Here is a 21327-nt window from a genome sequence, read left to right as displayed (position 1 = left end):
GCGCGATTTCCGCCAGTTTGGCCGGGGGGGGGGGCCACCGGGGGGATAATCGATTTTGGACGAACTTGGAGCATCAAGAGCCGTCTGCTTACATCGGAACTCCTATTAAAAGTGTTTAATATGGAGTATCCTCAGTAAGAGAATCTTAAAAATTTCCCCTATTTCCATTATATACAAGAAAAGCATATGTATCAAGGTGTTAAACCTAATTTCATGGTATGTTTACCATAAAACACCAAAGACGCTACTTTTATACTGCTTTTAGTTGATAAAATTAGCATATATAATAGGCTATATTATGCATTAAATAATACATTAAACATCACCTAATATTATAGATTAATTATAATGTAAAATGAGATCGTGGAGATTGAACAGGTTGTAGTTTTGGGCCAAAATCATTAATTGATTTTGGCACTTTTTATGCCTGAAAAATCTAAAACAGGATAGAACTCAACCCTTTATTCCTGCTTATTCAACCCAATCAAACAGTAAAGGAGTCAACCCTTTTTCCCGTCTTTTACGAGCAACTTCACGGCGTCTAACTGCCGATTCCTCACGCTCCAATTCAAACAATTTTTCCTCAAGTAACCCTCGATCTACGACCTGCTTTTCCTGTAGCTGTTCTTCTAAATCGCATCCAATTGAAAGCAATTCGGCCATGTACAAGCCCTCAATACTTTCAACAAAACAAGCCAGTTCTTCAGCTCGATAGTTAGCAAGAAGCCCTTTTACCGTGCCATATAAATACTTGAAAAAGCTGTCTGAATCATTGAAATCCCCATCTAGGTTAGAACCCTTTTTAACCGCAGTAAGCTCGACAGCCTCACTCACAAGCTGCATATAGTCAACAGAACCAGCAATCGCCTTGTAAGGGATAGAATAAGCCTTAAACGCCAGTTGCACTTTCCCCCAGGCACCAAAGATAAACCGTCCATCCTTAAAACCTCTATTCCATAACGCACTAACAAAGCGATCAGGAACATTAGTAGGAATAGGCGCAAGTAAAGGAGAAGAAGAATACGTAACTATAGTCTTTGTGGGACTGTTCTTTAAAATAACACCAGCACCAACAGAAGAGAGTGCGGCCCCACCCACCACCTGATCTATAAATGTATTTGAATTGAGCCCATTTTCTTTAGGGGTGTCTTCCACCGCCTCAACAGAAGCTACAGAAGTCATTTCTACAACGTTTGATTGCTCCTGAATAGTTAGGGTCGTAACTTGACCTCGGCCTTTCCCTTCAACGATTTTAGCGATCTGACCGCTATTTACGAGGCGATCAATAACCCGTTTAAATGTGGAATAGGAAATGGTTTGTTTTTTGTTGGCCGAGGATCTGATTTCTTCAGCTAAATCCCGTTGAGAACCGGAAATAGAGCCACCACGAAACTGGATGTGAGCAATCACATCCTCTTCCCATTCGCTGTAATGACTGTATTTTCGTTCCGTACGGGGCTTAGCTTCTTCCCAAGTTTGATACGCAAATGGCATTCCGGAAAGCGTACAAATCCAATAGGAACTAGGCGCAGCCGGTGCACCTGGTTTAAACGCGCTCTTTACCTTACGTTTAATGTCAATTTGACACAAAGATGGCGTATTTTTAGTATTCCAGTCTTGCAGCTGCCCTTCAGTGTCCATCTCGTCATATCCTGCGACTTTAAAAGCCAAAGCAAGCGTATAGCAAGTGTTGTCTCGTTGTCCTTCCTCTACGCCGTTCAGAAGGTGCCGAATGGCCGGATGAGAAAGAAGGCTAGACGCATTCACGCAAATAGCCTTTCTTTCTTCCTCTTGCTCTTCCACTTGAATAGAGTACCAGTCACATAGACTATCAAAAGAAATACGAGCTTCGGATTGGAAAACCGTATTTTGTTCAGTCGGCATACGGAACCAGCGTTCAGCTCCTACTGCTTGAACATCCCCCTTTATGGCCGTAGCGATCAGGCGTTGAACGCGTTCATAATGCTTGATAACTGGCTTGAATGCGCGTTTAGGCGCTTCCAGGAACCAATGAACATGAAAACCACCAGAAGGAGTTTGAACGATTAAAGAAGGGGTTTCTAAGCCCGCAGCTGTCACCTGATCCAATACCTCCGGTACGGTTAAGCGTTCATTTTGTCCGTTCTTTACGTCAATATCAACAGACAAAGCATTGACCCATCGTAAAGTGGCTTGTTCCCGACTATCATTGCGATAGAACGTGTTAGGAGTGAAATATGTATAAGCTTCTGCCACGCTGTATAAAGAGTGGTATGTACGTATGGCTTTCGGTTTTTCATTGAAACGATTGCAAACAAACACCCATCCTAAATGGCTGCTGTAACCCGTTTGGCTCTTATCCTTTTTCTTTTTTGGTGCTTCGGATAGCTGATCCCTATAAATGCTTGTTAATGCGTTCATTGCATGATACACCTCCTAGAAATAAAAAAAGCTGGTGGGCTTCAAGCCCACCAGCTAATCTCGAAATCTAGGATTCTATGTAGCAAAAAAATGCCATATAATCATAGAAAATCATGCCTGTAACCAGTATTTCCCCTTGAAAAAAAGGCAATACTGATGGTATACTGTTTACATTAATGCACTATAAAATGTGCAACTTGTAAACAACAGGCATGACTTCGAGCTTAATTCGGTAAGCTTGAAGTTCAGACAGAACAGCGTCAATAACGCTGTTCTGTTTTTATTTGCCTAAAAATATGTATGTTAACGTTTACTTAATTGAATTGGTAAAGTTTTCATCTCTAATGATATAGGAAATCCAAACATTCGACAAGATTAAATTTAAAAACCACTTCTTCGACTCACTTTTATACCTCAAAAGAAACTGGTGCTTTTTGTTGAGTTAATTTTCGTAAAGTCATGTACCGAGTATAACCATCAACAAGTTTAAATCCATTTCTAGTGACTAGAATTGGTTTATCTATCATTTGGTGCTCCTTATAAAAAGCAATGATTTGTTCTATTTTCTCCTCTTTAGGTGGATTCTGCTTAAACTCCTGAGGAATTTTAATAGCATTCATCGGTATTATAGCAACTGTTCCTTCAGGATAAATTTGATCTTTCTTCAGTTTTTCGGGAATTAAGTTGATTGTAAAGGTAATTACCCCTATTTCCCCAGGACAATCCTCGATTGAAAAATCCAAATAAGGCTCTCCATCAACCACATACCTGTGTTGGTGAAATTCTCCTTGTGTGACTCCTAATTTATTAAACTGTTTTTGATTCATAAATACCGTATAGGTAATTTTTTTACTTTTAGGTAAGCCTTTTGGTGCATCCGCAGCCCCAGCTTCTTCTAAGTCAAACGAAAACCCTACTCGACTCTTCCGTAACTTACCGGTCGGCTTTCCCGTAAGCGAAATTAAATGCGGCATAAAAATTAACTCCTTTACATCAAACTTGTCACTTAGTATAGCATGACTATTATATTTCCCACTATTTTTTGGCGTCATTCTATATCAGTGTATTCACTTATTAATAATGTATACATAATAGATAATAACATATTACAGTTCCTTTAAAATGAGGATTTTTTACTGTATACACAAACTTGAAAATTAGGTTTTTAGATGATAATATAATAAAAACCGTATACACTAAAGGAGAGGTTACAATGAATATCTCACGTTTTAACGTAGACTTTGGAAACAGCATGTATATGAATCTAATCGATGGATATTATTTTGAAATCCCTACAAATGTAGTCGAGCTTTCAGAAGAAAAGGCAGCTGGGTATTTCACATCTAATATCGATGATCCAGAAGAGCTTTTAGAAAGACTTTTAATCTCTACTACAATCGAGGGAAAAGAACGTTTTTTCTTAGTTGGTGAAATTGCAGAAAAAGAAGTCTTAGGAAACAACCACATCAAGAAATTACATAATAAAGTTGAATCTCACATCCCTTTAGTTACATTCCTTGCAGCAACAGCTTATTACCAAGCTATTAAAGGTGAAAAAAGTGATAACGAAGTAACGATCGAATATTTTCAAACGATGCTGCCAATTTGGCTTCTGAAGAAATTAAACAAATTCAGTGAAATGCAAGAAAACATGGCCTCGCGCTTTTCCGGAGAACATCAAGTAAAAATTCTCACTTTCGGAATGGAAAAAGAAATCAAAATAGAAGTGAAGGCATCTAAATGTCGAGTTGAGTCTGAAGTTGCAAGGTGGGCAATTAAAAAGAATTTCGATCTCGAAGATAACAAGGAAGCTGAACAATTCAAAAATTATGATGTCGTATTAGTAGATTTAGGCGGAGGAACGGACGACCTAGTACTATTACCCGCCGGCTTAAAGGCTCCAAAAAACCGTGATTCTTTCGATTACTTCACGAATGTTCCATTCCTTAGCCATTTAGAGGACTTACGTAAAAGTAAGTTAATTGAGCACTTCGAAGAAGTAAGAGCGCTTGAAAAATTCATTTATACGAATATCAATAAATCAAAGCTTGAGCGCCGTGACGGAAACACAGGTAAAACATATGATCTAACGGATACGATAAAAAAATCATTGAAAGAATATGCAACCATTAAAATCACTCAAAGCGAAAGTGCGTTTCCAGCTCCAAAAGACAGCGTTTATAAATACGTCTATATTGGCGGTGTGGCTCCTGTGATCGAGGAAGCCATTCAAGAAGTAGCTGAAGAACGTTACGGCCGTGAGATCGCGGAAACAAATCACATCGTTCACCCTGAAGCACGAAAAGTAAATTTATTCGGCCTAGAAATTCTTAGCCGTGCTGAAGAAGCAAAAAGAAATCAATCCCAATCCGTTGGGTCTAGGTAAGAACAGATGGAACGAAAACCGGTTTTCAATTGTCGGACAAGTCAGATGTCCGATGAAATGTATAATTACGTTGAAAAACGCCTAAAGCAAATGCCGGATAAGTCTTTTCGATCTTATGCTTTTGAGTTGATTGAACGGGATATGAACGAAGATAAAGACAAAAAAACGATGTATGATTTAATGAAAGAAATGAAAGCACAAATGGAAAGAGAATTTAAAGAGCTCAGCAAAAAAATCGATCAAAAAATTTTTGCTGTGGCCAACGAGCAGCAAGCCATTCAATTTCAAGAAAAGCAGGATATAAAAGAAGGTGATCTAGCCACCGAGGAAGTAACTGGATCCATCGATGAGGAATATGATATAGATTTTTAATCCCTTTAATTGAAAAGCCTTTTTCAAAAGGGCTTTTCTCTTGCCCTTTTGCAGCTGCTACTTCTTCAATAAGTTTTTTCCCACTGCCTTTTCGGATTTCTTCCATTAGAAAGTTGTCTCTGCGTTCAATTGCGTTATTTAATTTTCTTCTCAAATACTCGAAACATTTTTTCCCGATCTTCTTCCACGGCTACCTCAACAGCTTGGCTCACAATCTCTTTTAATTCACGCCTTGTCAAACGCAATTCATCTGTCTGAACGCTTGGGTTTGCGAAGTGTTTTTCTTTGATAGATCCGTTGATACAACTACTTTTATAGCGTTTACAAACGGGACATGATCCCCTAACAACTTCTTCAACTCTCTGAACTTCTTAAAATCACGTTCATTACTTAACTAACAGGTTCTTTTTTGGGTGCTCTTTCTATTACTTTGATCACTCTTTTATATCGCTTTTGTGTCTCCTCAAATTCTTCTCGAAATGCCTGCATCACTAACACACGTGCTACACCATTTGCAGTACGAACTAAAACAATATCTCCTTGTTGAATTGGCTCTTTTCTCAAAAATTTAGGTATATGCCAATTGTACATTTTCTTGGTATATAATTTTATAATTCCGTCCTTTTTGCTCAAAACATGAAAAGCAGCTATCGTATTATTTTCCATCATTATCCCCCTTATTTCACATAATCATTTTTAGTTACCCTATTTCTACTTTCGATACTCATATAAAAAATCATTTTATTATAAGTTAAACTAATATGATATAGATTTATGTGAAAAGCCTTTTCCAAAAAGGCTTTTTTTCTTGCTCTTTTGCAGCTGCTACTTCTTCAATCAATTGCTTTTTTTCCTCTCGGACTTTCTGGATTTCTGCCATTAAAAAGTTATCCCGGCGCTCAATCGTATTATCAAGTTTCTTCTCAAACAGTTGAAACATGTTTTCTCGATCCCTTTTTATGGCCTCTTTTACAGATTGGGTCACAATCTCTTCTAATTCACGCCTTGATAAATGCAATTCATCCGTATAAACGTTAGGCGACTTTAAGGCATTTTTCTTTGATAAATCCGTTGATGAAACAGCTTTTACAGCGTCTACGAACGGAACCTGATTTCCTAGCATTTTCTTTAACTCCCTGAACGCCTTAAAATCGCGCTCATAGTAAATACGTTGGTCTTTGACATTACGTTGAAAGGTATATCCCTCTTTTTCTAATTCGATTGACCATCTCCTTAATGTTGAGGTTGTAATTTCAATATCTGCTGCAACGTCCTTCGCAAAATAACCAAATTCTTCAGCGTTTTTCACCGCGTTCACCTCTTTTCTTTATAGTAATAATTCGTCAGATGAGCCAAAAAACCTTTTCCGTTAAACTACTAATCCAACAGTAGCATTCATACCATATTTTTACATTTATTTAAAATACATGTTTTACACATACTAAAATGGGTGATGAAATGTATGATACAGCTTTTTATCAGAAATTCTTAAATACTGAATTTGGAATTGTATTTCTATTAGTAACTGGAATAGGCTTTAATATTTTATTGTGTTGGTGGTTCTGTAAAATAGATGATAAACAGAAAACAAACTCTCATGATATAGGTTCAGGTAGTTCTGAAGTTTCATCTGAGTCAAGTTCAAGTGGTACAGGTGAGGATTCAACAGCAACCAATGGTTCCAGTTCTTCTAATATTGGTTCAGGCAGTAGTTCTAATGGTTCTTCAAGTAGTTCAAGTAGTTCAAGTGGTGCTGGTGCGGTTGCAGTATCAGCCAATTCTTCTAGTTCTTCTAGTTCTTCTAGTTCTTCTAGTTCTTCCAATAGTAGTGGTTCTTCTTCAAAATAACGTGTCGCTGGAGGCGATTAACTTTTACTTAATGCGGGTACCACAACATCGCTATCAAATTTAAATTTTATCCACACTCAAAACGCAATTTTGGACTTCTTGTAGCATTTATCGTTTTGGGGATGACCTGTTTCATATGGCTGTCCCCCTAGGATATAAAAAGGTGGTATTGGATGAATAAGAGAATAGTCAAAGGGATTTTTGTAGCAGCTTCCACACTTTCGCTTTTTAATGGAGTGTTGATAGGTTTTCATCTTATGTTTTATCCAAATGTAGGTTTTCCTGAGTCGGAAGGCTGGAAGTCCATGCTTTTTTATTTTGGGTATGGCTTATGGTCACAGTATATCGCATTGCATTTTTTTAACGAACAAGGCGATCAAGAGGAAAGTAATTAAGTTGTTAAAACAAACCTTTCCCCTTCTTTTGGGGTGTGAAGGCTGTAACGTATGTTATTCGCTTTTGCTGGCAGGACCCAATAAGGGAAAGTTATGTTCAAAGAACCCTTGAAGATTTGGCCCGAATTCCTTATTGAATTCGGGTTGTTGTGCTGCACAGTTTGTGTCTTCACTTACCGAAAATCCGAGCAATGAATCCTTTTTTTAGTTTTTTTCTGCTTCTATTTCTGATTTAATAGCTTCTATTTCCTCCTTAGCAGCAGCCACTTCTTTTTTAGTGGATTCCATATTTTCCTTGGCCATTAATAAAAGCTGTTCGTCTTTCTGTTCCAGCTTCTTTACCACGGCAGCGGATACTTCAGAGACCATTTTATCTAAACGGTCAGTTAAACCTTTTATCTCGTTCTTCCTCATATTTAGACTTTTCGTAAACGTTCAACTAAAACGCGGATCAGTTCGGATTATTTTTCTATGGTTTTGTCTTGCTGGTCCATTCTAGCCGTTATATCTTGTTCAAAACGCGTTATGTCAGAGGGTAGTCTTGTATCGGAAGGAATTATACCTTTACTTTTATATATTGCTACAATAGACTTTGCAGCCGCTTTAAGGGTTATGCCCGAAAGCCTTTCTATTTGTTCCGTATCGTCCATAACGCTAAAACGTCTATACAACGTCTGAACATACGGATACCTGAACTCAATCACAACGAGTTTGATAGTATGATAGACAGACTTTCAACCTCATAATTTTCACAGGGGTTAGTCTGTCTACCAGCCGTATTCCTGTCCTCGAAGCCCGAGTATGAAAACCCTCAAAACCTAAGTCAAGCATTATCAGCTAAATAATGGAAAGATTGTTGGTATGATAAGAGGAAAAGATTTGGGATTGGCGAGATCAGGGAGGGAGAGAGTGTCAGCGTGGATGAAATAGATGTGAAAGTTAATCAAGTCATAAAGAAAAATAGAAGAGGCACTGAATACATCGAGGCTAATGGTGAAATTATCTCAAAGCGATGCAGTGGTTGTGGTGAAATGCTGGAGTTGGAACACTTCCCTAATTTAAAGGCAGGTTTAGGCGGTACGCGTAGCAAATGTAGACCATGTCTTGTTGAATATGGGAAAAGGTACAATGAGAAAAGACCTGTGTACACCAAAAGGTACTATAAGAAACATGGGGAACAGGTACGTGAACGTGCTAGGGAGTATTATGCTAAGAAAAACGGGAAGCTAAACACAAAATAACCCCGTACCAACTTTATTATTCTAGGAGGTTTCAGTATGTTGGTTCACGGTACAAAGAACGGTATTTCTGGTTGGTTAAATTACTTCGATGGGGTACTAATTGGTGAAAAGATGCTTGTACAATGTATTCTAGAGGAATTGGCGGCTAATAAAGGCAACGCAGTCGGCGACATTATGTATTGTCCCTTAGACGGCAATCACTTGGCAGATCCGGTTTCCGTCCGGCTAATCATTGAAGAAATGCTTGATGAGTTCATATTCTTTGGAAAAGTGCCGGAGATTCCGCAGCTACCTCCTGGTTTCAAAGGGTAAATAAAAAATAACCCCTGCACCAGCTTATTTACAGCTAATACAGGGGCGGGCCTTCCTGAATATGTTTACTACTGTAACTTGGCATGTACAATAAGTATTCCCCTGCAAACCCACAGGGGCGGAGACATTTAGGTGTACTAAATACTGTACCGGGAACCCGAATTCTATTCATGGCAAAATAAAACCCCGTACTAGCCTTTAAGCTTAATACGGGGCCTGCAATCGTTGCTTGGTACGATTGGCAGAGCAAGCCGGATATCTTAATCCTCGTTTTGGGTATGTTCGGCTTGGCGATAGACACAAACTCGACAAAACTCGTAAGACAAGGGTAAAGGATGGAGATTTTTGGAGTGATTTTCTCTAAAAAATACTACCTGGCCCTTGCCTGGAGAATAGCTATTTCATTTTGTAACTTTAATTGGAGGTTTTTTCTTTTAAGGGGGCTTATATGAGTAAAGAAAATTATTGTTTGTATTGTCAGAGAAGATTCCCACAGATTGAATGGCTAAAACCTCTTCATAATTGGACTAATGGTGAGCTGGAAGGATATTATTGTGAGCAGCACCATTACCAGGTAAAAGCTTTCAATGACCGTCAAAAGAAAGCCTATGAAGATTACAAAAAAAATAAACAAGACCTTCACTAAAATGCGTTCTGGTTAGTTAGTATTTTTAAGGAATTTTTTTGTGTAAAATGCGTTTTAGAAAGGAGATGTTTTGATGGGTTTCGAAAAGATGTTTTCAAAAATCTTTTATAAAGAGGTATCTAAGTATGTAGATCAACGAGCAAAACAGAAGAAAAAAGACCGTGAAATCAATAAGATTCATACTGAAAAGCATCAACAAAATCAAAAAATTCACGATGAGAAAGTGAGGATTTTTCAAGATAAAATAGACATCGCAGATGATTACCTCCAAAAAGAAGTTAATATCCTATACGAATTTAAAAAGAACGAAGCAGTGATTGAAAGGTTCTTTACCAAAAATCATTGGTTGAAAAGTGTTCAACAAAGAAGTCCACGTGCTAATTTTTCTTTAATAACACTGACAACTTTTCAGAGAGAGGATCTATTAAAAAAATTACAATTAACGCCTAGGCTATATGTACAACAAGATCTCTATACTCTTGGAAAACCGACGAGAGATACAACACTTGAATTTATTATACTCAACACTCCCACCATCAAAAAGTTATCGGCATTACAAGACCTAAAAGGGTATCGTCTTTATATCACAACTCATATCGCTAGCAGAAAACAAGGAACTCGTACTATTTGTTTTGGTTTACTTATAAAAGATGATGCTAAACAACCATTTTGACTTTAAGCTATAAGGGCTCCTTTGTTCACTTTCCGAAAAGCCGAGCAATGAAGCCTTTTTTTTCTGTTTTTTCCGCCTCTCTTTCTGCTTTAATAGTTTCTATTTCCTCTTTAGCAGCAGCCACTTCTTTTTTAGTGGATTCCACTTCTTCCTTTGCCATTAATAAAAGCTGTTCTTCTTTCTTTTCCAGCTTTTTTACCACGGCAGCAGATACTTCAGCGACTATTTTATCTAATCGTTCATTAAACCTGTTATCTCGTTCTTCTTCATATTTTGATTTTTCGTTTAGACGTTCCATTAAAACGCGGATCAGTTCGGATTGTTTTTCTATGATTTTGTCTTGCTGGTCCATTCTAGCCGTTATATCTTGTTCAAAACGCGTTATGTCAGAGGTTAGGGTTGTATCGGAAGGAATTATACCTTTACTTTTATATATTGCTACAATCGACTTTTCAGCCGCTTCAAGGGTTATGCCAGGGCGGTTTCGCTGCTTTATAAGTTCTTTGAACATCATAATGTTTGTTCGGTATAATTACGGTTTCCTTTTTCGTCTTTATGGAAGGTATAGCCGTTTTGTTCCAGGAGCCGCGCATACTTGGTTACGGTTTGTCTTTCTATACTAGATAATCAGCTACTTCCCCCGGAGAATAAAGCCTTTCTATTTTTTCCGTATCGTCCATAACGGAAAAAAAACCTTTCCTCTTTGAATTACAATTAGGATTATAACATTATATCTAAAATGAATCTTTTCCTTCTTCTTATTGTGGATAGAAACATCCAAAACTTAAAATTGTTAGCCTTACTATAGGTTGCCTAATCAATAACAAAATGAGCAAATTTATGTATAAAATTTTTAAAAAGGACAACAATGAAAGTATATTACAATCCTAATAACAGAACTCCGCCTTTACCACTGTTTGAGAATAATATTCTAAAAGTTGACGACGCAATATGATACAAATGCCAAAAAGAATAATATAATTTTAGTTATCACTTTGATATTAGCGTTTTTTGTACCTTATAATTAATTTATAGAAAAAAGGCCTATGCACTTATCTAGTACATAGACCATTATCACGAATGGTGGTGATTAAATGGACAAAGATACAGTAATTGCGGTCTGCGCTCTTTTAACTGTTATTATCTCTATCATCAACTTAGCAGTTTAATTTTATGGCTTGAAGTGTTGAGGGACACTTTAAGCCTTTTTATTTATATTAATATTATGCGGTTTTTTCGTCATTTTTGCAATTTTAGTACTTATTCTTTACTTATTTTGCGGTTCTGGTGGGGTATCCCCCTTGCTACTAAACAGAATCGTCTAAAACTTTTAACTTTTAGACATTTGTAAAAAAAGGTGTACGTAAAATTTGATATTACAAAAATGTTACTGATATTTAAATAATTTTACAAATTGGTATATTATGTTACAATTGGAAATATATTAATAGATTAGAGGAGATGGTCTTATGAAAGTATTAAAAAGGAATGTCGTTGTGTTTTTTGTCTTGCTAATGGGGCTATCTTTTATTCCTATTTCCGCTGATGCAGCCGTCAGTAAGACATGGCCAGTCAGACCAGACAGCATTGGAGATTGGTCTGGCTGCACTATTGAGAACCATCAGGGTGGGACTATATCCATACGCCTCTTCCAACAGGGTATACATAGTGGTCAAAAAGCATATACAAAATGGACTTTAGAAAATGCTAATACTGGTAAGGTAGTGAGGACCCAATATGTGAACGGTGATTTTAACTCTACACTTAGCATGACTAGTATACCAGCAGGTGATTATACTCTGACATGGAGATCTGAGACTAATAATGATACAGAGGGTTGGTATTATGTTGTTAGCAACGGAGGTAGTATTTGGTAAGTAATATCTAAACTTGAAAATTTGTGACTATAAATAAAAAAGATGTATAGGCCACTTCAAATGTGGCTCTATACATCTTTTTTATTTATTTAGGTTTTTCCATTGAAGAAGCGATTTCAATTAGCTTTTCCTTAGATAGTCTTGAACTGAAAATTGTAATTACTGTTCCATCCTGTATCCAACTTAAAGTTCCACCTTGTACATCTTTTTCCTTTTCAGTTGGTGTTAAGGCATGAAAAACACCCAACATATCTTTAATCTTTACAGTTTCGCCATAATCATCTAATTCTTTGAAATCATTTTTTGCTTTAGTTTCGGTTATAGAAACTTTTAAAAACGTATCTGTTTTATCTAGATAATTCAAATGAACAAAATTTACTTTATTAGACTCATTTTCAGGGTTTTTAATTTCCAATACCCATTCTTTTGATATGTCTTCAGAAGGCAATAAAAGATTAAAATCAGTTGATTTTTTAATTTTGTTTAACTTAGCAATATTCTCTTTAGTTGAAAATTGAGCATCTGTAATTTGTGTTAAGCAAGTTAAAGCTATAATTAAAGATGAAAATAAGACAAAAAAATATTTCTTTTTTGATATTCGCATTAAACTCCTCCTGGACTAATTTTATATACCTTAGGATTCTTATAATTATTATTTTATATTCAACAAATCGTTTAAAAGCAAATAATAATGGCAATGGAACAATACTTTTTGTTACCTGGGCTATGTCTTTTTAATGTAAAATCACAGTAAGCAAATAAGGAGGAAACAACTATCATCTAAGTTGAGGTTCACACTATATTCATGCTTCTTCTCTGTATTGGTTCATTTCTTAAAAATTTCATAAAAAACAGTCATTAGGCTGTTTTTCTTTATACTTACTTTTCACCCTTTCTATCTTTTAGTACAATCTCCAGTTTATATAATGTATTAGTTATTTTCATATTTAGAAGATGCAACTTTTTAGCCTTTCCATTTTCCTGACACACCTTATAAGACGCATTTGTTGAAAATATATAACTTTTAGACGCCGTTTTTTTTGAAGCAGATGTAGCTTTGAAATAAAGATTGATCAAAATGAATTCTTTTCTTGTGATTTAGTAGCTGGATACCGCCATTGTTCGGTATAGCGTATTTCAGAGGGCGCATTTTTACTCAACACCACTCACCCCATCGATGGATGGTACATTGGCTTTTCCTATGTTCTACTTTAGACCCGTACGTTCGGAAGTTCGTCAGTCCCTTCTGGTGGAACATTCTCACCTTGTCTAGTTTTTCATCCATGCGGTCTATCCATCAGCATACCTTTTCCATAGGAATGGCTTCAGCCTTCGTTCAACCGAATCCACCTGTGCTTCATACCCCATGACCTGACAATCATGACGCACGCAGGAGTATTGATGGGATAGTTTCAGGAAACATAGTTCCATCATACCTATCCTCCGTTGTAAAGTTGAAGTTAATCAAGTAAACTTCCTGTATTTCACGCTACAAAGCGCTTATAACAGAACTTGTCGCGTACCCCTTTAGTAAAACAAGGGGGAAAAACTAAAAGATATACTACTTGCCTTTAAGGCAACCTAAACCACGTTTGTAAGGGACTATAGTTAAAACATAATCAGATGTTATTGGCATTGAAAAAGGATCTTCCCGACAGGAAGATCCTTTTTATGCTATTTATGTTTATAATACTTAGCTAACTCAACTTGAATACCTTCTATTTCATCGCTAATTAAATGAGGTGCTGTTCCACCGATATTTGGTGCGTCTATTTTTAATACAACTCTGTCCATCTTAAAATTCTCATCCGTTTTTCGTTCACCGACCATGATAAACATATCTAGTTCTATCCAACCTTCATATGTATCCTTACCTTTAGTGGATTTAAGTTTATCCATAAAATAAACCTCGTTTACCTTCATAGGGGTAACAAGCATTTCTCTCCCGTATTGATCTTTAACAATCTTGTTTAATTTCGGTTCAATAATAGCCGATAAAATGTCCTGTGTTGTGAAATACCCGTCTACTCTTTCTGGAATAGCTTCTTTTGCATTAGCAGTTACACTAGTGGAAAACACAATCATTGTTACAAAAGATAATATAATTAACTTTTTCATTAGAATCACCTCGTTTTTTTTGGATATTTTAGTTTTCCTTTATTTTAAAAGTTAATTCATCCTAAACATGGCCTTTAGACATGAATACTCTATAACATGGAGCTTCTGTTCATGCAAAGGTTGATGGCGGAAAAACTGCAATGGAATTAGCAATAGAACAAGGAAACAATCAAGTAGCTGAACAATTACGACAGTATGTTGAACCAGCCTAATACCTTAATAAAATTTCCCTTGTTTCACGAATGGACGCTTTAATTGAACAAGTAGCTAAAAGGATCTTCATTGGAAAATCCTTTTTTCAGTGCCAATAAGAATCATTGTGTAAATTAGATTTGTAATAAGAAGACTAATCAGTTCTGTGTTATTGTCATGAAATGCAGCAGTATGGTAGAGCTGTGTGACCGTTGCTATCAAATATATTCGTTTTAGCTTTATTATTTAAAAGTAGTTCAATGACTTCTAAATTCCGTTTTCCTGCACTTGCTGCATGAAGAGCTGTATTTGAAGGGATATATTCTATCTTAGAATGTGAAACGGCATTAAAATCTGCATTGTAATTTAATAGGACTAGTACACAATCCTTATTACCAAAATGCGACGCAAATCCAAGAGGAGTTAATCCTTGCTCATTTTCAGCATTCACTAAGGCTGGGTAAGAAATAATTGCTTTTTTCAATGCATTAGCATCATTTGTTTCGATAGCTTGAAATACTTCACTCACATTTGCACTCATATTAAATCCTCCATTAAAATTTTTGTATTTATACAATTTCTTTTCCCTAACAAAATTGCCTTTTTCTTTATACAATTATTTAAAATTTCGAATATTCAATTGAACAAAACCCCAAAATATCTTATGAATACTCTATACAAATCTAGGTTACATAAACATCGTTATAGAATCAGCTGGAAGATCCTTTTCGCTGCTTGTTCGTTAGTTCAACAGACTCTATTTTTCCTTTACGTTAACAATGATGCTTCCAATTCCTCACCAAAATGAACTTCTAATCGCCACAAACCTGTTTCTGGCAGCTTTATCGAAGAGGGCATTGTATGATCGGCTCCATAAAGTGGTGCTAATGATGATTGTCCTTGAGGAATTTCAAAAACGTTTAGTGATTCTCCTGATTTTTTACTTATACCAACAATCATTATTGGCTTTGTTAATGTTTCTTTATCTCCCCAAAACATCCAAAAGTATTTATTAGGTTTACCCACAATAAATGAATTATCAGGATCAGGTTGTTGTACTCCTAATTTTCCGTTATTTTCTATGCTAAAAACAAATTCACCTTTATCTCCTTTATCAGTAACAACGATTTCTCTGGTCAACGTCGGACTTACTTTCCAATCCTCTTGTTTTACTGTTTCTGTCTCATTCGAACAGCCCACTAAAACAAACAAAAATAAAAGAATACAAGAAGTAAACCATTTCAATATTCATCCCCCTTTTTCCCCATTTATAAAGACGATGTTTTTCTCTGCCTTTGTTAATTATTTCAACCAATTCACATACAATTCCTTTTTGACTAACCTCTCTCTTTATTCCAATATCCTCAAGTATCAAATGAATACTCTATACAAATCTAGTTAACATAATACTAATTCCTATTTTTGTTTGTACTTGAAATACATCCAAATCATCTCCTTACTTATTATGTCGCCCGAACTACCATATATGTCGCACAAATTACTGTTTTCGGACGCCTAATAGATAATAAGAACGACTTAACGTTTTCGCGCACCTTACCATGTATGCCGCGTAACTTGCCATTTTCGGACGTTTCTTTTCATAATAAGAAGAAGGAAAAGAATCTCTTTCAATAGAATGTTATAATTCTAATTGTAATTTAAAGTGAAAGGGGGATTTTTAACGTTATGGACGATACGGAACAAATAGAAAGGCTTTATTCTCCTGGAGAAGTCGCGGATTATCTAGGTATAGAAAGGCAAACCGTAACCAAGTATGCGCGGCTGCTGGAACAAAACGGCTATACCTTCCATAAAGACGAAAAAGGAAATAGAAATTATACCGATTCAAACATTATGATGTTCAAAGAACTTATAAAGCAACGGAACCGCCCTGGCATAACCCTTGAAGGGGCCGCAAAGTCAATTGTAACAATATATAAAAGTAAAGGTATAATTCCTTCCGATACAACCCTAACCTCTGACATAACGCGTTTTGAACAAGATATTACAGATAGAATGGACCAGCAAGACAAAACCATAGAAAAACAATCCGAATTGATCCGTGTTTTAGTGGAACGTTTAAACGAAAAATCTAAATACGAAGAAGAACGAGATAAAAGGTTTAATGAACGGTTAGACAAAATAGTCGCTGAAGTATCCGCTGCTGTGGTAAAGAAGCTGGAACAGAAAGACGAACAGCTTTTATTAATGGCCAAGGAAGAAGTGGAATCCACTAAAAAAGAAGTGGCTGCTGCTGTGGAGGAAATAGAAACTATTAAAGCAGAAAGAGAAGCAGAAAAAACAGAAAAAAAAGGCTTCATTGCTCGACTTTTCGGAAAGTGAACAATGACGCCCTTATTTTGTTTTATTATATTCCTCATACGCTTTCTTTTGACGGTCATTGAAAGCTTTAACTTGATAATAATGCTGCTCACAAAAATATCCTTCAAGATCCACATTGGTCCAACTATAAAGAGGTTTTAGCCATTCAACCTGTGGGAATCTTCTCTGACAATACAAGCAATATTTTTCTAAACTCATATAAACTCTCCCTTAAATGGTTTAAAGAAACCCCCGGTTCTCGTTACAAAACAAAAATTGCTATTCTCCAGGAAAGGGCCAGGTAGTATTTTTCAGAGAAAATTACTCCAAAAATCCCCACTCTTTACCCTTGCCTTACGAATTTTGTCGCGTTTGTGTCTGTCCATTATCTTCTATAGAGAGCATTAGTTAATGAACCAATGAAGGAGGAAAAAACGGTTGCTGTAGAATGTTATAATCCTAATTGTAATTAAAAGAAATGGTATTTATAACGTATAAACAGTATAGATCAAATAGAAAGGCTTTATTCTCCTGGGGAAGTCACAGATTATATAGGTATAGAAAGACAAACCGTAACCAAGTATGGAACAAAACGGCTATAACTTCAAGAAAGACGAAAAAGGGAACCGTACTTATACCGATTCAAACATTATGATGTTCAAAAAACTTATAAAGCAACGGAACCGCCCTGGCATAACCCTTGAATCTGCCGCAAAGTCAATTGTAGTAATATATGAAAGTAATTCTGTATTCCCTACCGATACACTTATACCCTCTGATATAACGCGTCTTGAACGAGCTGTAACGGATAGAATGGACCAACAAAACAAAACCATAGAAAAGCAATCCGAATTGATCCGCGTTTTAATGGAGCGTCTTAAAAAAAATCTAAATATGAAAAAGAACGAGATAAAAAGTTTAATGAACGATTAGATAAAATAGTCGCTGAAGTCTCGCAGCGGTGATAAAACAACTGGATCAAAAGAAAATCATTGCTCATAAACCTTAATAAAATCTCCATTTTCATTGTGTAACTATTTTTCCGAGAATAGTTACTTTTTTTATGTCATGATTTAGTCGTACTGTGAGCTATAAGTTTGTTTCTTGAATAACCATCAATTGTAAAAGCCATATTAATCAATAGCCAAAGTTCCATAAACTTACATTTCCCACTACTAAAAACAACTTTATCCAAAGCCAACCTGTTGATAATTTCATAAACGCAATTATTTGTTCCAAAAGTGTCCTTTTCTGAACACATCACTGTTCTAATACCTAAAATTTTCAAACGTACAAATTTGAAAATTCTGTACGAATTCCTTCTTGGATTCGGGTTGTTGTGCTGCACTATACATCACACATCAATTAGTAAGAAGTTCTACAATGTTTCTTAATATTTGATAATCACCGGATTTAATCTGACTCATAATGTCTTTGAATCGTAAAGTTAAAAATTCTTCCACATCCAAATGAAGGTCAGGATAAAGCTCGTGCAAATCATGAAGAAGTACTTCCCCTCTAAGTACATGTTGCTTTTCTATTTTTACACTTATATACGTATATTCCTCTTTCTTTGTATTTCTTTTTTTGAAATGCTGTTTTAAATCCTCTATATTTAATTCTTTTTTCTCCTGAAGGTAATGGTTAATTTCAAGGTCTGAATCGATCTCATCTTTTTGAATACTTCTAATCCATTTAGCCAATGTGTCAAGATTCATTCCTCGATCAATTTGACGAAGGAAATCTAAATAGAACATATAAATTAATTCCTCTAAAGTAAAAATATTATCTACTTCATCCTCAATAATCTCGTTAATGGTCCCTACGAAAACCTGTGCGCGCTTTAAATCGTAAAGAGGAACCTTTATATTCAACCGAGCATGCTTTGACTCAAACAATCGGTGTATGAGACTACCGGCATGATCGATAACACCATTATTTATTAGGTCTAAACGGCTGTACTTTCTCACGCGTTAAATGCCCCCCTTTCTCGATATAACGTAATACAGAGAATACGACCCCGTGAAGAGTTTTCCTTTCGGATACATTCCATTCAATAGAGAGACTAGTCAACAACCCTTTTTCAATTTGATTTGGTTTAACCGTTTTATGTGTTTCCGTGTTCTTGTATGTAGAGGGTTTCCCTAATATTTCAGGATGTCTTAATCCAAACCTGACAAGCATTGTGAAAAATTGTGTGATACTTTCTGCTTGTAATTCGTTTTTTAAAGACTGATACAACCGCCTGAATTGCCTATTTTCATCTTCAGTCACAGGAAATTTCATGGGAGCAGATTTATCAAATCTTGTTTTTCGATCACCAGAAGAGCTTTTAGAATGAACATTTGAAGGTTTTTTTAAGGGTTCCTTGTTTGGATCTATCAATAATGGAGCAATCGGTTTGTGTTTCATCTTCCTTCCCCCCGCTTCTGTTTTATAAATAAATTAGTAATTTCCGAGAATCACAATCCCATAATTCTACTCAATTTAATGTATGAGGTAGGGGGGAGGAGTAGACCACGTATAAATCAAAATCATAAAGGCCATAATGGTACTACAAAACCATGTATAGGAGAGATTGAATAATGGCCAAACAAAAGTTAGATAAAGAACTAGCATTAAAGATTGCAAAGGCTGGTAAAAAGGCTGCTAAAGAGTTGGGGGCAGTACCCAATAAGAAGCCTCACAAATAAAATGAAGTAGTATCTTAGAGTCAGAATGCTATAATTCCATAACAACATTCAAAAAAGCACCTGAAATAAGGGTGCTCTTTTCCACTGATCATTCTTATTTTTTTTCTAGACTTTCCAATCGCTTATAAGTTTCAATATGAGCTCTTCCAACATAAGGACTCTCTTGTGTTCTACAGACGTCAAAACAATCGACTAGATCTTGCTCATCTACAATTGGCCGATGTTTAAAACTCCTGAAAAATTCAAATAAACAGAGCTCACAAATACTAAACTTCACAATATCCTCATCAAAAGGACTCGCATAACCAAAGTAGACTTGCATGTTATGAAATAAATTCCCTAAAAAATCAGAGACCTCTTTCTCTTCATGAACACGACCGCATCGATTACAGTGAAACGTACTTTTCACAAATTCCATCCTATCACTCCATTTCCATCATTTCGACTTTTTGCTTCTTTGTTTGGTTTTTCATCCTTTTTAATCGAATAAATTGTGTTTCTTGCTAACTTGGTTTTCTCTTGAATCCCCAGGATACTTTGACCAGATTTTAGTAGCCGGATAACTTCATCATAGATAATTTTTTGCTTGACCGGTTGCACCTGCATGATATTTTTTGAGCCACCTTTATAAATTCCCTTTTGTTTCGCAAGCGCAATACCTTCACTTGGCAGTCAGAAACAAGCTGGCCGATCCCTTCAAGCTCCTTATATTTCCGAGTGTCCAGAATCGGCATATTCAAGACCACAATGTCTATTTCTTTATCAAGCATATTTTTCCATTCATCCTGAATTTCTTCTTTATTACGGCCGAGGTTCCGGAATGATTTTATATTGAAAAGTACTAGGCAAACTAATTTTAATTCCTTCGATAAATGCTTCAGCTGCTTTTTTATTATCAAAGGAAACCTCGTTTCCTTCTTCCTCCATTCCCGTACTCAAAAATCCATGCTCTTTCCCATCTGAATCAAATGCTTTAACTATGTATTTCATTTTGATCCCCCCCATTGAACACCCTTTTTGAACACTTGCCACCTATTGACTTTACTAAGAAAAGCGAGTTTTTCGCAAGTCTTTTTTGGAAATTTTCCCATGTTTGATTAAAATGCTTGGATGGCCAATGAACATTTGATTTAACCAGCGAAAAAGACTTAATTTAGAAAACAACAGATACATTAAGACAATGGTAATGATTCCTGCAATAGTCTGTCCAATTTCGTTGGTCTTGATAGGACTGACGGACAACGTGACAACAAACACAATAGCCGCCAAATCAGGCGGGGTCAACTGAGCCAGTACAGTCTTTCCCATACACCGCAGGGCCAAAATCACTAGACCAAAAAGCAGAATTACCTTCCCGATAAAAGTAAACATTTTTACAAGGCTCATCTCTATGCTTCTTAATAAAAAGACAAATCCTATTCTGCCACAAACCATGAAAACATACTTAGCAAGGTAGACAGCTTGTATACCAATTGAAGGACCATAAACTTCAAGTCAAGTTATCAATCGCCTTATGAAATAAGTTATTTATTAAAATAGTAAAATCAACCGGTCGAAGGTGTATTGAAATGAAATCATTCAAAATGGTTCCATTCCTTACCTATTCGATGGCCTTGCCATTATAGATGTAATGATTCCAATCATACAAATTGTTAATCCAGAAAAAAGAAAAGCTTTTAACTCTAACATTTTAAACGCCGACGTTACAATTAGACCATCTATTATGAAAATAACGACCCCTATATTTACGGACATAGCTTTCGATATAAATTGGGCTAACAAATCGGTTCCTCCGGTACTTACCTCATATCGAAGCATGATCCCTACTCCAATTCCAATCAATCCCCCTCCT

Annotated in this window: 29 protein-coding genes; 10 read left to right on the top strand and 19 right to left on the bottom strand. The window is 36.1% G+C overall.

Features of this window, described 5'->3' with window-relative positions:
• Positions 1–471 precede the first annotated feature (471 nt).
• Complete coding sequence (locus tag ADA55_RS09530; protein WP_048682586.1) at positions 472–2400, bottom strand: primase C-terminal domain-containing protein; 1929 nt, start codon at positions 2398–2400, stop codon at positions 472–474.
• A 407-nt stretch (positions 2401–2807) separates the two neighbouring features.
• Positions 2808–3374, bottom strand: a complete 567-nt coding sequence (locus ADA55_RS09525; RefSeq protein WP_048682583.1) for a hypothetical protein — start codon at positions 3372–3374, stop codon at positions 2808–2810.
• Between the two features lie 239 nt (positions 3375–3613).
• Here ADA55_RS09525 and ADA55_RS09520 point away from each other — a divergent pair, with 239 nt between their 5' ends.
• Together ADA55_RS09520 and ADA55_RS09515 are read left to right on the top strand one after the other, a co-directional pair.
• Positions 3614–4786, top strand: a complete 1173-nt coding sequence (locus ADA55_RS09520; RefSeq protein ID WP_048682580.1) for a membrane protein — start codon at positions 3614–3616, stop codon at positions 4784–4786.
• A gap of 6 nt (positions 4787–4792) precedes the next feature.
• Positions 4793–5158, top strand: coding sequence for a hypothetical protein (locus tag ADA55_RS09515; RefSeq protein WP_048682577.1), 366 nt, complete (start codon positions 4793–4795; stop codon positions 5156–5158).
• Between the two features lie 390 nt (positions 5159–5548).
• On the opposite strand, the gene ADA55_RS09510 is transcribed toward ADA55_RS09515, so the two are convergent.
• Complete coding sequence (locus ADA55_RS09510) at positions 5549–5824, bottom strand: DUF5839 family protein (protein ID WP_226990441.1); 276 nt, start codon at positions 5822–5824, stop codon at positions 5549–5551.
• Between the two features lie 106 nt (positions 5825–5930).
• A complete protein-coding gene (locus tag ADA55_RS09505) occupies positions 5931–6467 on the bottom strand; it encodes a DUF3967 domain-containing protein (RefSeq protein ID WP_048682569.1) in 537 nt (178 codons plus the stop codon).
• A gap of 149 nt (positions 6468–6616) precedes the next feature.
• Here ADA55_RS09505 and ADA55_RS29290 point away from each other — a divergent pair, with 149 nt between their 5' ends.
• Positions 6617–7006 carry a hypothetical protein gene (locus ADA55_RS29290; protein WP_142398518.1) on the top strand — a complete coding sequence of 130 codons (390 nt, stop codon included), beginning with the start codon at positions 6617–6619 and terminating at the stop codon, positions 7004–7006.
• A 173-nt stretch (positions 7007–7179) separates the two neighbouring features.
• Positions 7180–7401 (top strand): hypothetical protein, encoded by a 222-nt coding sequence (locus tag ADA55_RS09495; protein ID WP_048682563.1) that lies wholly within the window; start codon positions 7180–7182, stop codon positions 7399–7401.
• 204 nt (positions 7402–7605) lie between these two features.
• On the opposite strand, the gene ADA55_RS09490 is transcribed toward ADA55_RS09495, so the two are convergent.
• The gene (locus ADA55_RS09490; RefSeq protein ID WP_048682560.1) at positions 7606–7815 is read right to left on the bottom strand and encodes a hypothetical protein; all 210 of its coding nucleotides are present in this window, start codon (positions 7813–7815) and stop codon (positions 7606–7608) included.
• A 503-nt stretch (positions 7816–8318) separates the two neighbouring features.
• On the opposite strand from ADA55_RS09490, the gene ADA55_RS09480 reads away from it, so the two are divergent.
• The 4 genes from ADA55_RS09480 to ADA55_RS09465 all read left to right on the top strand — a co-directional run bounded on the left by ADA55_RS09480 (position 8319) and on the right by ADA55_RS09465 (position 10273).
• Positions 8319–8642 (top strand): hypothetical protein, encoded by a 324-nt coding sequence (locus ADA55_RS09480; protein ID WP_048682552.1) that lies wholly within the window; start codon positions 8319–8321, stop codon positions 8640–8642.
• 36 nt (positions 8643–8678) lie between these two features.
• Positions 8679–8954 carry a hypothetical protein gene (locus ADA55_RS09475; RefSeq protein ID WP_048682548.1) on the top strand — a complete coding sequence of 92 codons (276 nt, stop codon included), beginning with the start codon at positions 8679–8681 and terminating at the stop codon, positions 8952–8954.
• 448 nt (positions 8955–9402) lie between these two features.
• Positions 9403–9600 carry a hypothetical protein gene (locus ADA55_RS09470; RefSeq protein WP_048682545.1) on the top strand — a complete coding sequence of 66 codons (198 nt, stop codon included), beginning with the start codon at positions 9403–9405 and terminating at the stop codon, positions 9598–9600.
• A 73-nt stretch (positions 9601–9673) separates the two neighbouring features.
• The gene (locus ADA55_RS09465) at positions 9674–10273 is read left to right on the top strand and encodes a hypothetical protein (RefSeq protein WP_048682538.1); all 600 of its coding nucleotides are present in this window, start codon (positions 9674–9676) and stop codon (positions 10271–10273) included.
• A 25-nt stretch (positions 10274–10298) separates the two neighbouring features.
• On the opposite strand, the gene ADA55_RS09460 is transcribed toward ADA55_RS09465, so the two are convergent.
• Positions 10299–10784, bottom strand: coding sequence for a hypothetical protein (locus tag ADA55_RS09460; RefSeq protein WP_048682536.1), 486 nt, complete (start codon positions 10782–10784; stop codon positions 10299–10301).
• A 958-nt stretch (positions 10785–11742) separates the two neighbouring features.
• On the opposite strand from ADA55_RS09460, the gene ADA55_RS09455 reads away from it, so the two are divergent.
• Complete coding sequence (locus ADA55_RS09455; RefSeq protein ID WP_048682532.1) at positions 11743–12150, top strand: hypothetical protein; 408 nt, start codon at positions 11743–11745, stop codon at positions 12148–12150.
• Positions 12151–12235: 85 nt separating this feature from the next.
• On the opposite strand, the gene ADA55_RS09450 is transcribed toward ADA55_RS09455, so the two are convergent.
• The 5 genes from ADA55_RS09450 to ADA55_RS09430 all read right to left on the bottom strand — a co-directional run bounded on the left by ADA55_RS09450 (position 12236) and on the right by ADA55_RS09430 (position 15705).
• Positions 12236–12754: a DUF4367 domain-containing protein gene (locus tag ADA55_RS09450; RefSeq protein ID WP_053087382.1), complete on the bottom strand. Its 519-nt coding sequence runs from the start codon at positions 12752–12754 to the stop codon at positions 12236–12238.
• A gap of 686 nt (positions 12755–13440) precedes the next feature.
• A complete protein-coding gene (locus ADA55_RS29285) occupies positions 13441–13584 on the bottom strand; it encodes a hypothetical protein (protein WP_153246113.1) in 144 nt (47 codons plus the stop codon).
• 240 nt (positions 13585–13824) lie between these two features.
• On the bottom strand, positions 13825–14268 hold the full coding sequence (locus ADA55_RS09440) for a hypothetical protein (protein ID WP_048682525.1): 444 nt from the start codon (positions 14266–14268) through the stop codon (positions 13825–13827).
• Positions 14269–14635: 367 nt separating this feature from the next.
• Positions 14636–15001 (bottom strand): ankyrin repeat domain-containing protein, encoded by a 366-nt coding sequence (locus ADA55_RS09435; RefSeq protein ID WP_053087381.1) that lies wholly within the window; start codon positions 14999–15001, stop codon positions 14636–14638.
• Positions 15002–15228: 227 nt separating this feature from the next.
• A complete protein-coding gene (locus ADA55_RS09430) occupies positions 15229–15705 on the bottom strand; it encodes a hypothetical protein (protein ID WP_048682521.1) in 477 nt (158 codons plus the stop codon).
• 441 nt (positions 15706–16146) lie between these two features.
• Between ADA55_RS09430 and ADA55_RS09425 the strand changes: the two genes are divergently transcribed.
• Positions 16147–16803, top strand: a complete 657-nt coding sequence (locus tag ADA55_RS09425; RefSeq protein WP_048682517.1) for a MerR family transcriptional regulator — start codon at positions 16147–16149, stop codon at positions 16801–16803.
• A gap of 12 nt (positions 16804–16815) precedes the next feature.
• Here ADA55_RS09425 and ADA55_RS09420 read toward each other — a convergent pair whose 3' ends face one another.
• The 8 genes from ADA55_RS09420 to ADA55_RS09380 form a co-directional block, all read right to left on the bottom strand.
• Positions 16816–17001: a hypothetical protein gene (locus ADA55_RS09420; protein WP_048682513.1), complete on the bottom strand. Its 186-nt coding sequence runs from the start codon at positions 16999–17001 to the stop codon at positions 16816–16818.
• A gap of 1142 nt (positions 17002–18143) precedes the next feature.
• Positions 18144–18752 (bottom strand): hypothetical protein, encoded by a 609-nt coding sequence (locus tag ADA55_RS09410; protein WP_048682507.1) that lies wholly within the window; start codon positions 18750–18752, stop codon positions 18144–18146.
• Positions 18718–19194 (bottom strand): hypothetical protein, encoded by a 477-nt coding sequence (locus ADA55_RS09405; RefSeq protein ID WP_048682504.1) that lies wholly within the window; start codon positions 19192–19194, stop codon positions 18718–18720. Before ADA55_RS09405 ends, ADA55_RS09410 begins: the two co-directional genes overlap by 35 nt.
• Positions 19195–19569: 375 nt before the next feature.
• Positions 19570–19893: a hypothetical protein gene (locus ADA55_RS09400; RefSeq protein WP_048682500.1), complete on the bottom strand. Its 324-nt coding sequence runs from the start codon at positions 19891–19893 to the stop codon at positions 19570–19572.
• On the bottom strand, positions 19881–20081 hold the full coding sequence (locus tag ADA55_RS09395) for a helix-turn-helix domain-containing protein (RefSeq protein WP_048682497.1): 201 nt from the start codon (positions 20079–20081) through the stop codon (positions 19881–19883). The genes ADA55_RS09400 and ADA55_RS09395 overlap by 13 nt, the downstream gene beginning before the upstream one ends.
• A gap of 195 nt (positions 20082–20276) precedes the next feature.
• The gene (locus tag ADA55_RS09390) at positions 20277–20465 is read right to left on the bottom strand and encodes a hypothetical protein (RefSeq protein WP_048682493.1); all 189 of its coding nucleotides are present in this window, start codon (positions 20463–20465) and stop codon (positions 20277–20279) included.
• A 54-nt stretch (positions 20466–20519) separates the two neighbouring features.
• Positions 20520–20861: a hypothetical protein gene (locus tag ADA55_RS09385; protein WP_181151581.1), complete on the bottom strand. Its 342-nt coding sequence runs from the start codon at positions 20859–20861 to the stop codon at positions 20520–20522.
• A 210-nt stretch (positions 20862–21071) separates the two neighbouring features.
• A partial coding sequence (locus tag ADA55_RS09380) for a YitT family protein (protein WP_048682490.1) occupies positions 21072–21327 on the bottom strand: 256 nt, incomplete at its 5' end.

Source organism: Bacillus sp. 220_BSPC (assembly GCF_001054655.1).
GTDB lineage: Bacteria > Bacillota > Bacilli > Bacillales > DSM-1321 > Peribacillus > Peribacillus frigoritolerans.
The sequence above is the reverse complement of the archived record's forward strand: the minus strand, read 5'-3'. Positions and strand labels throughout refer to the sequence as shown.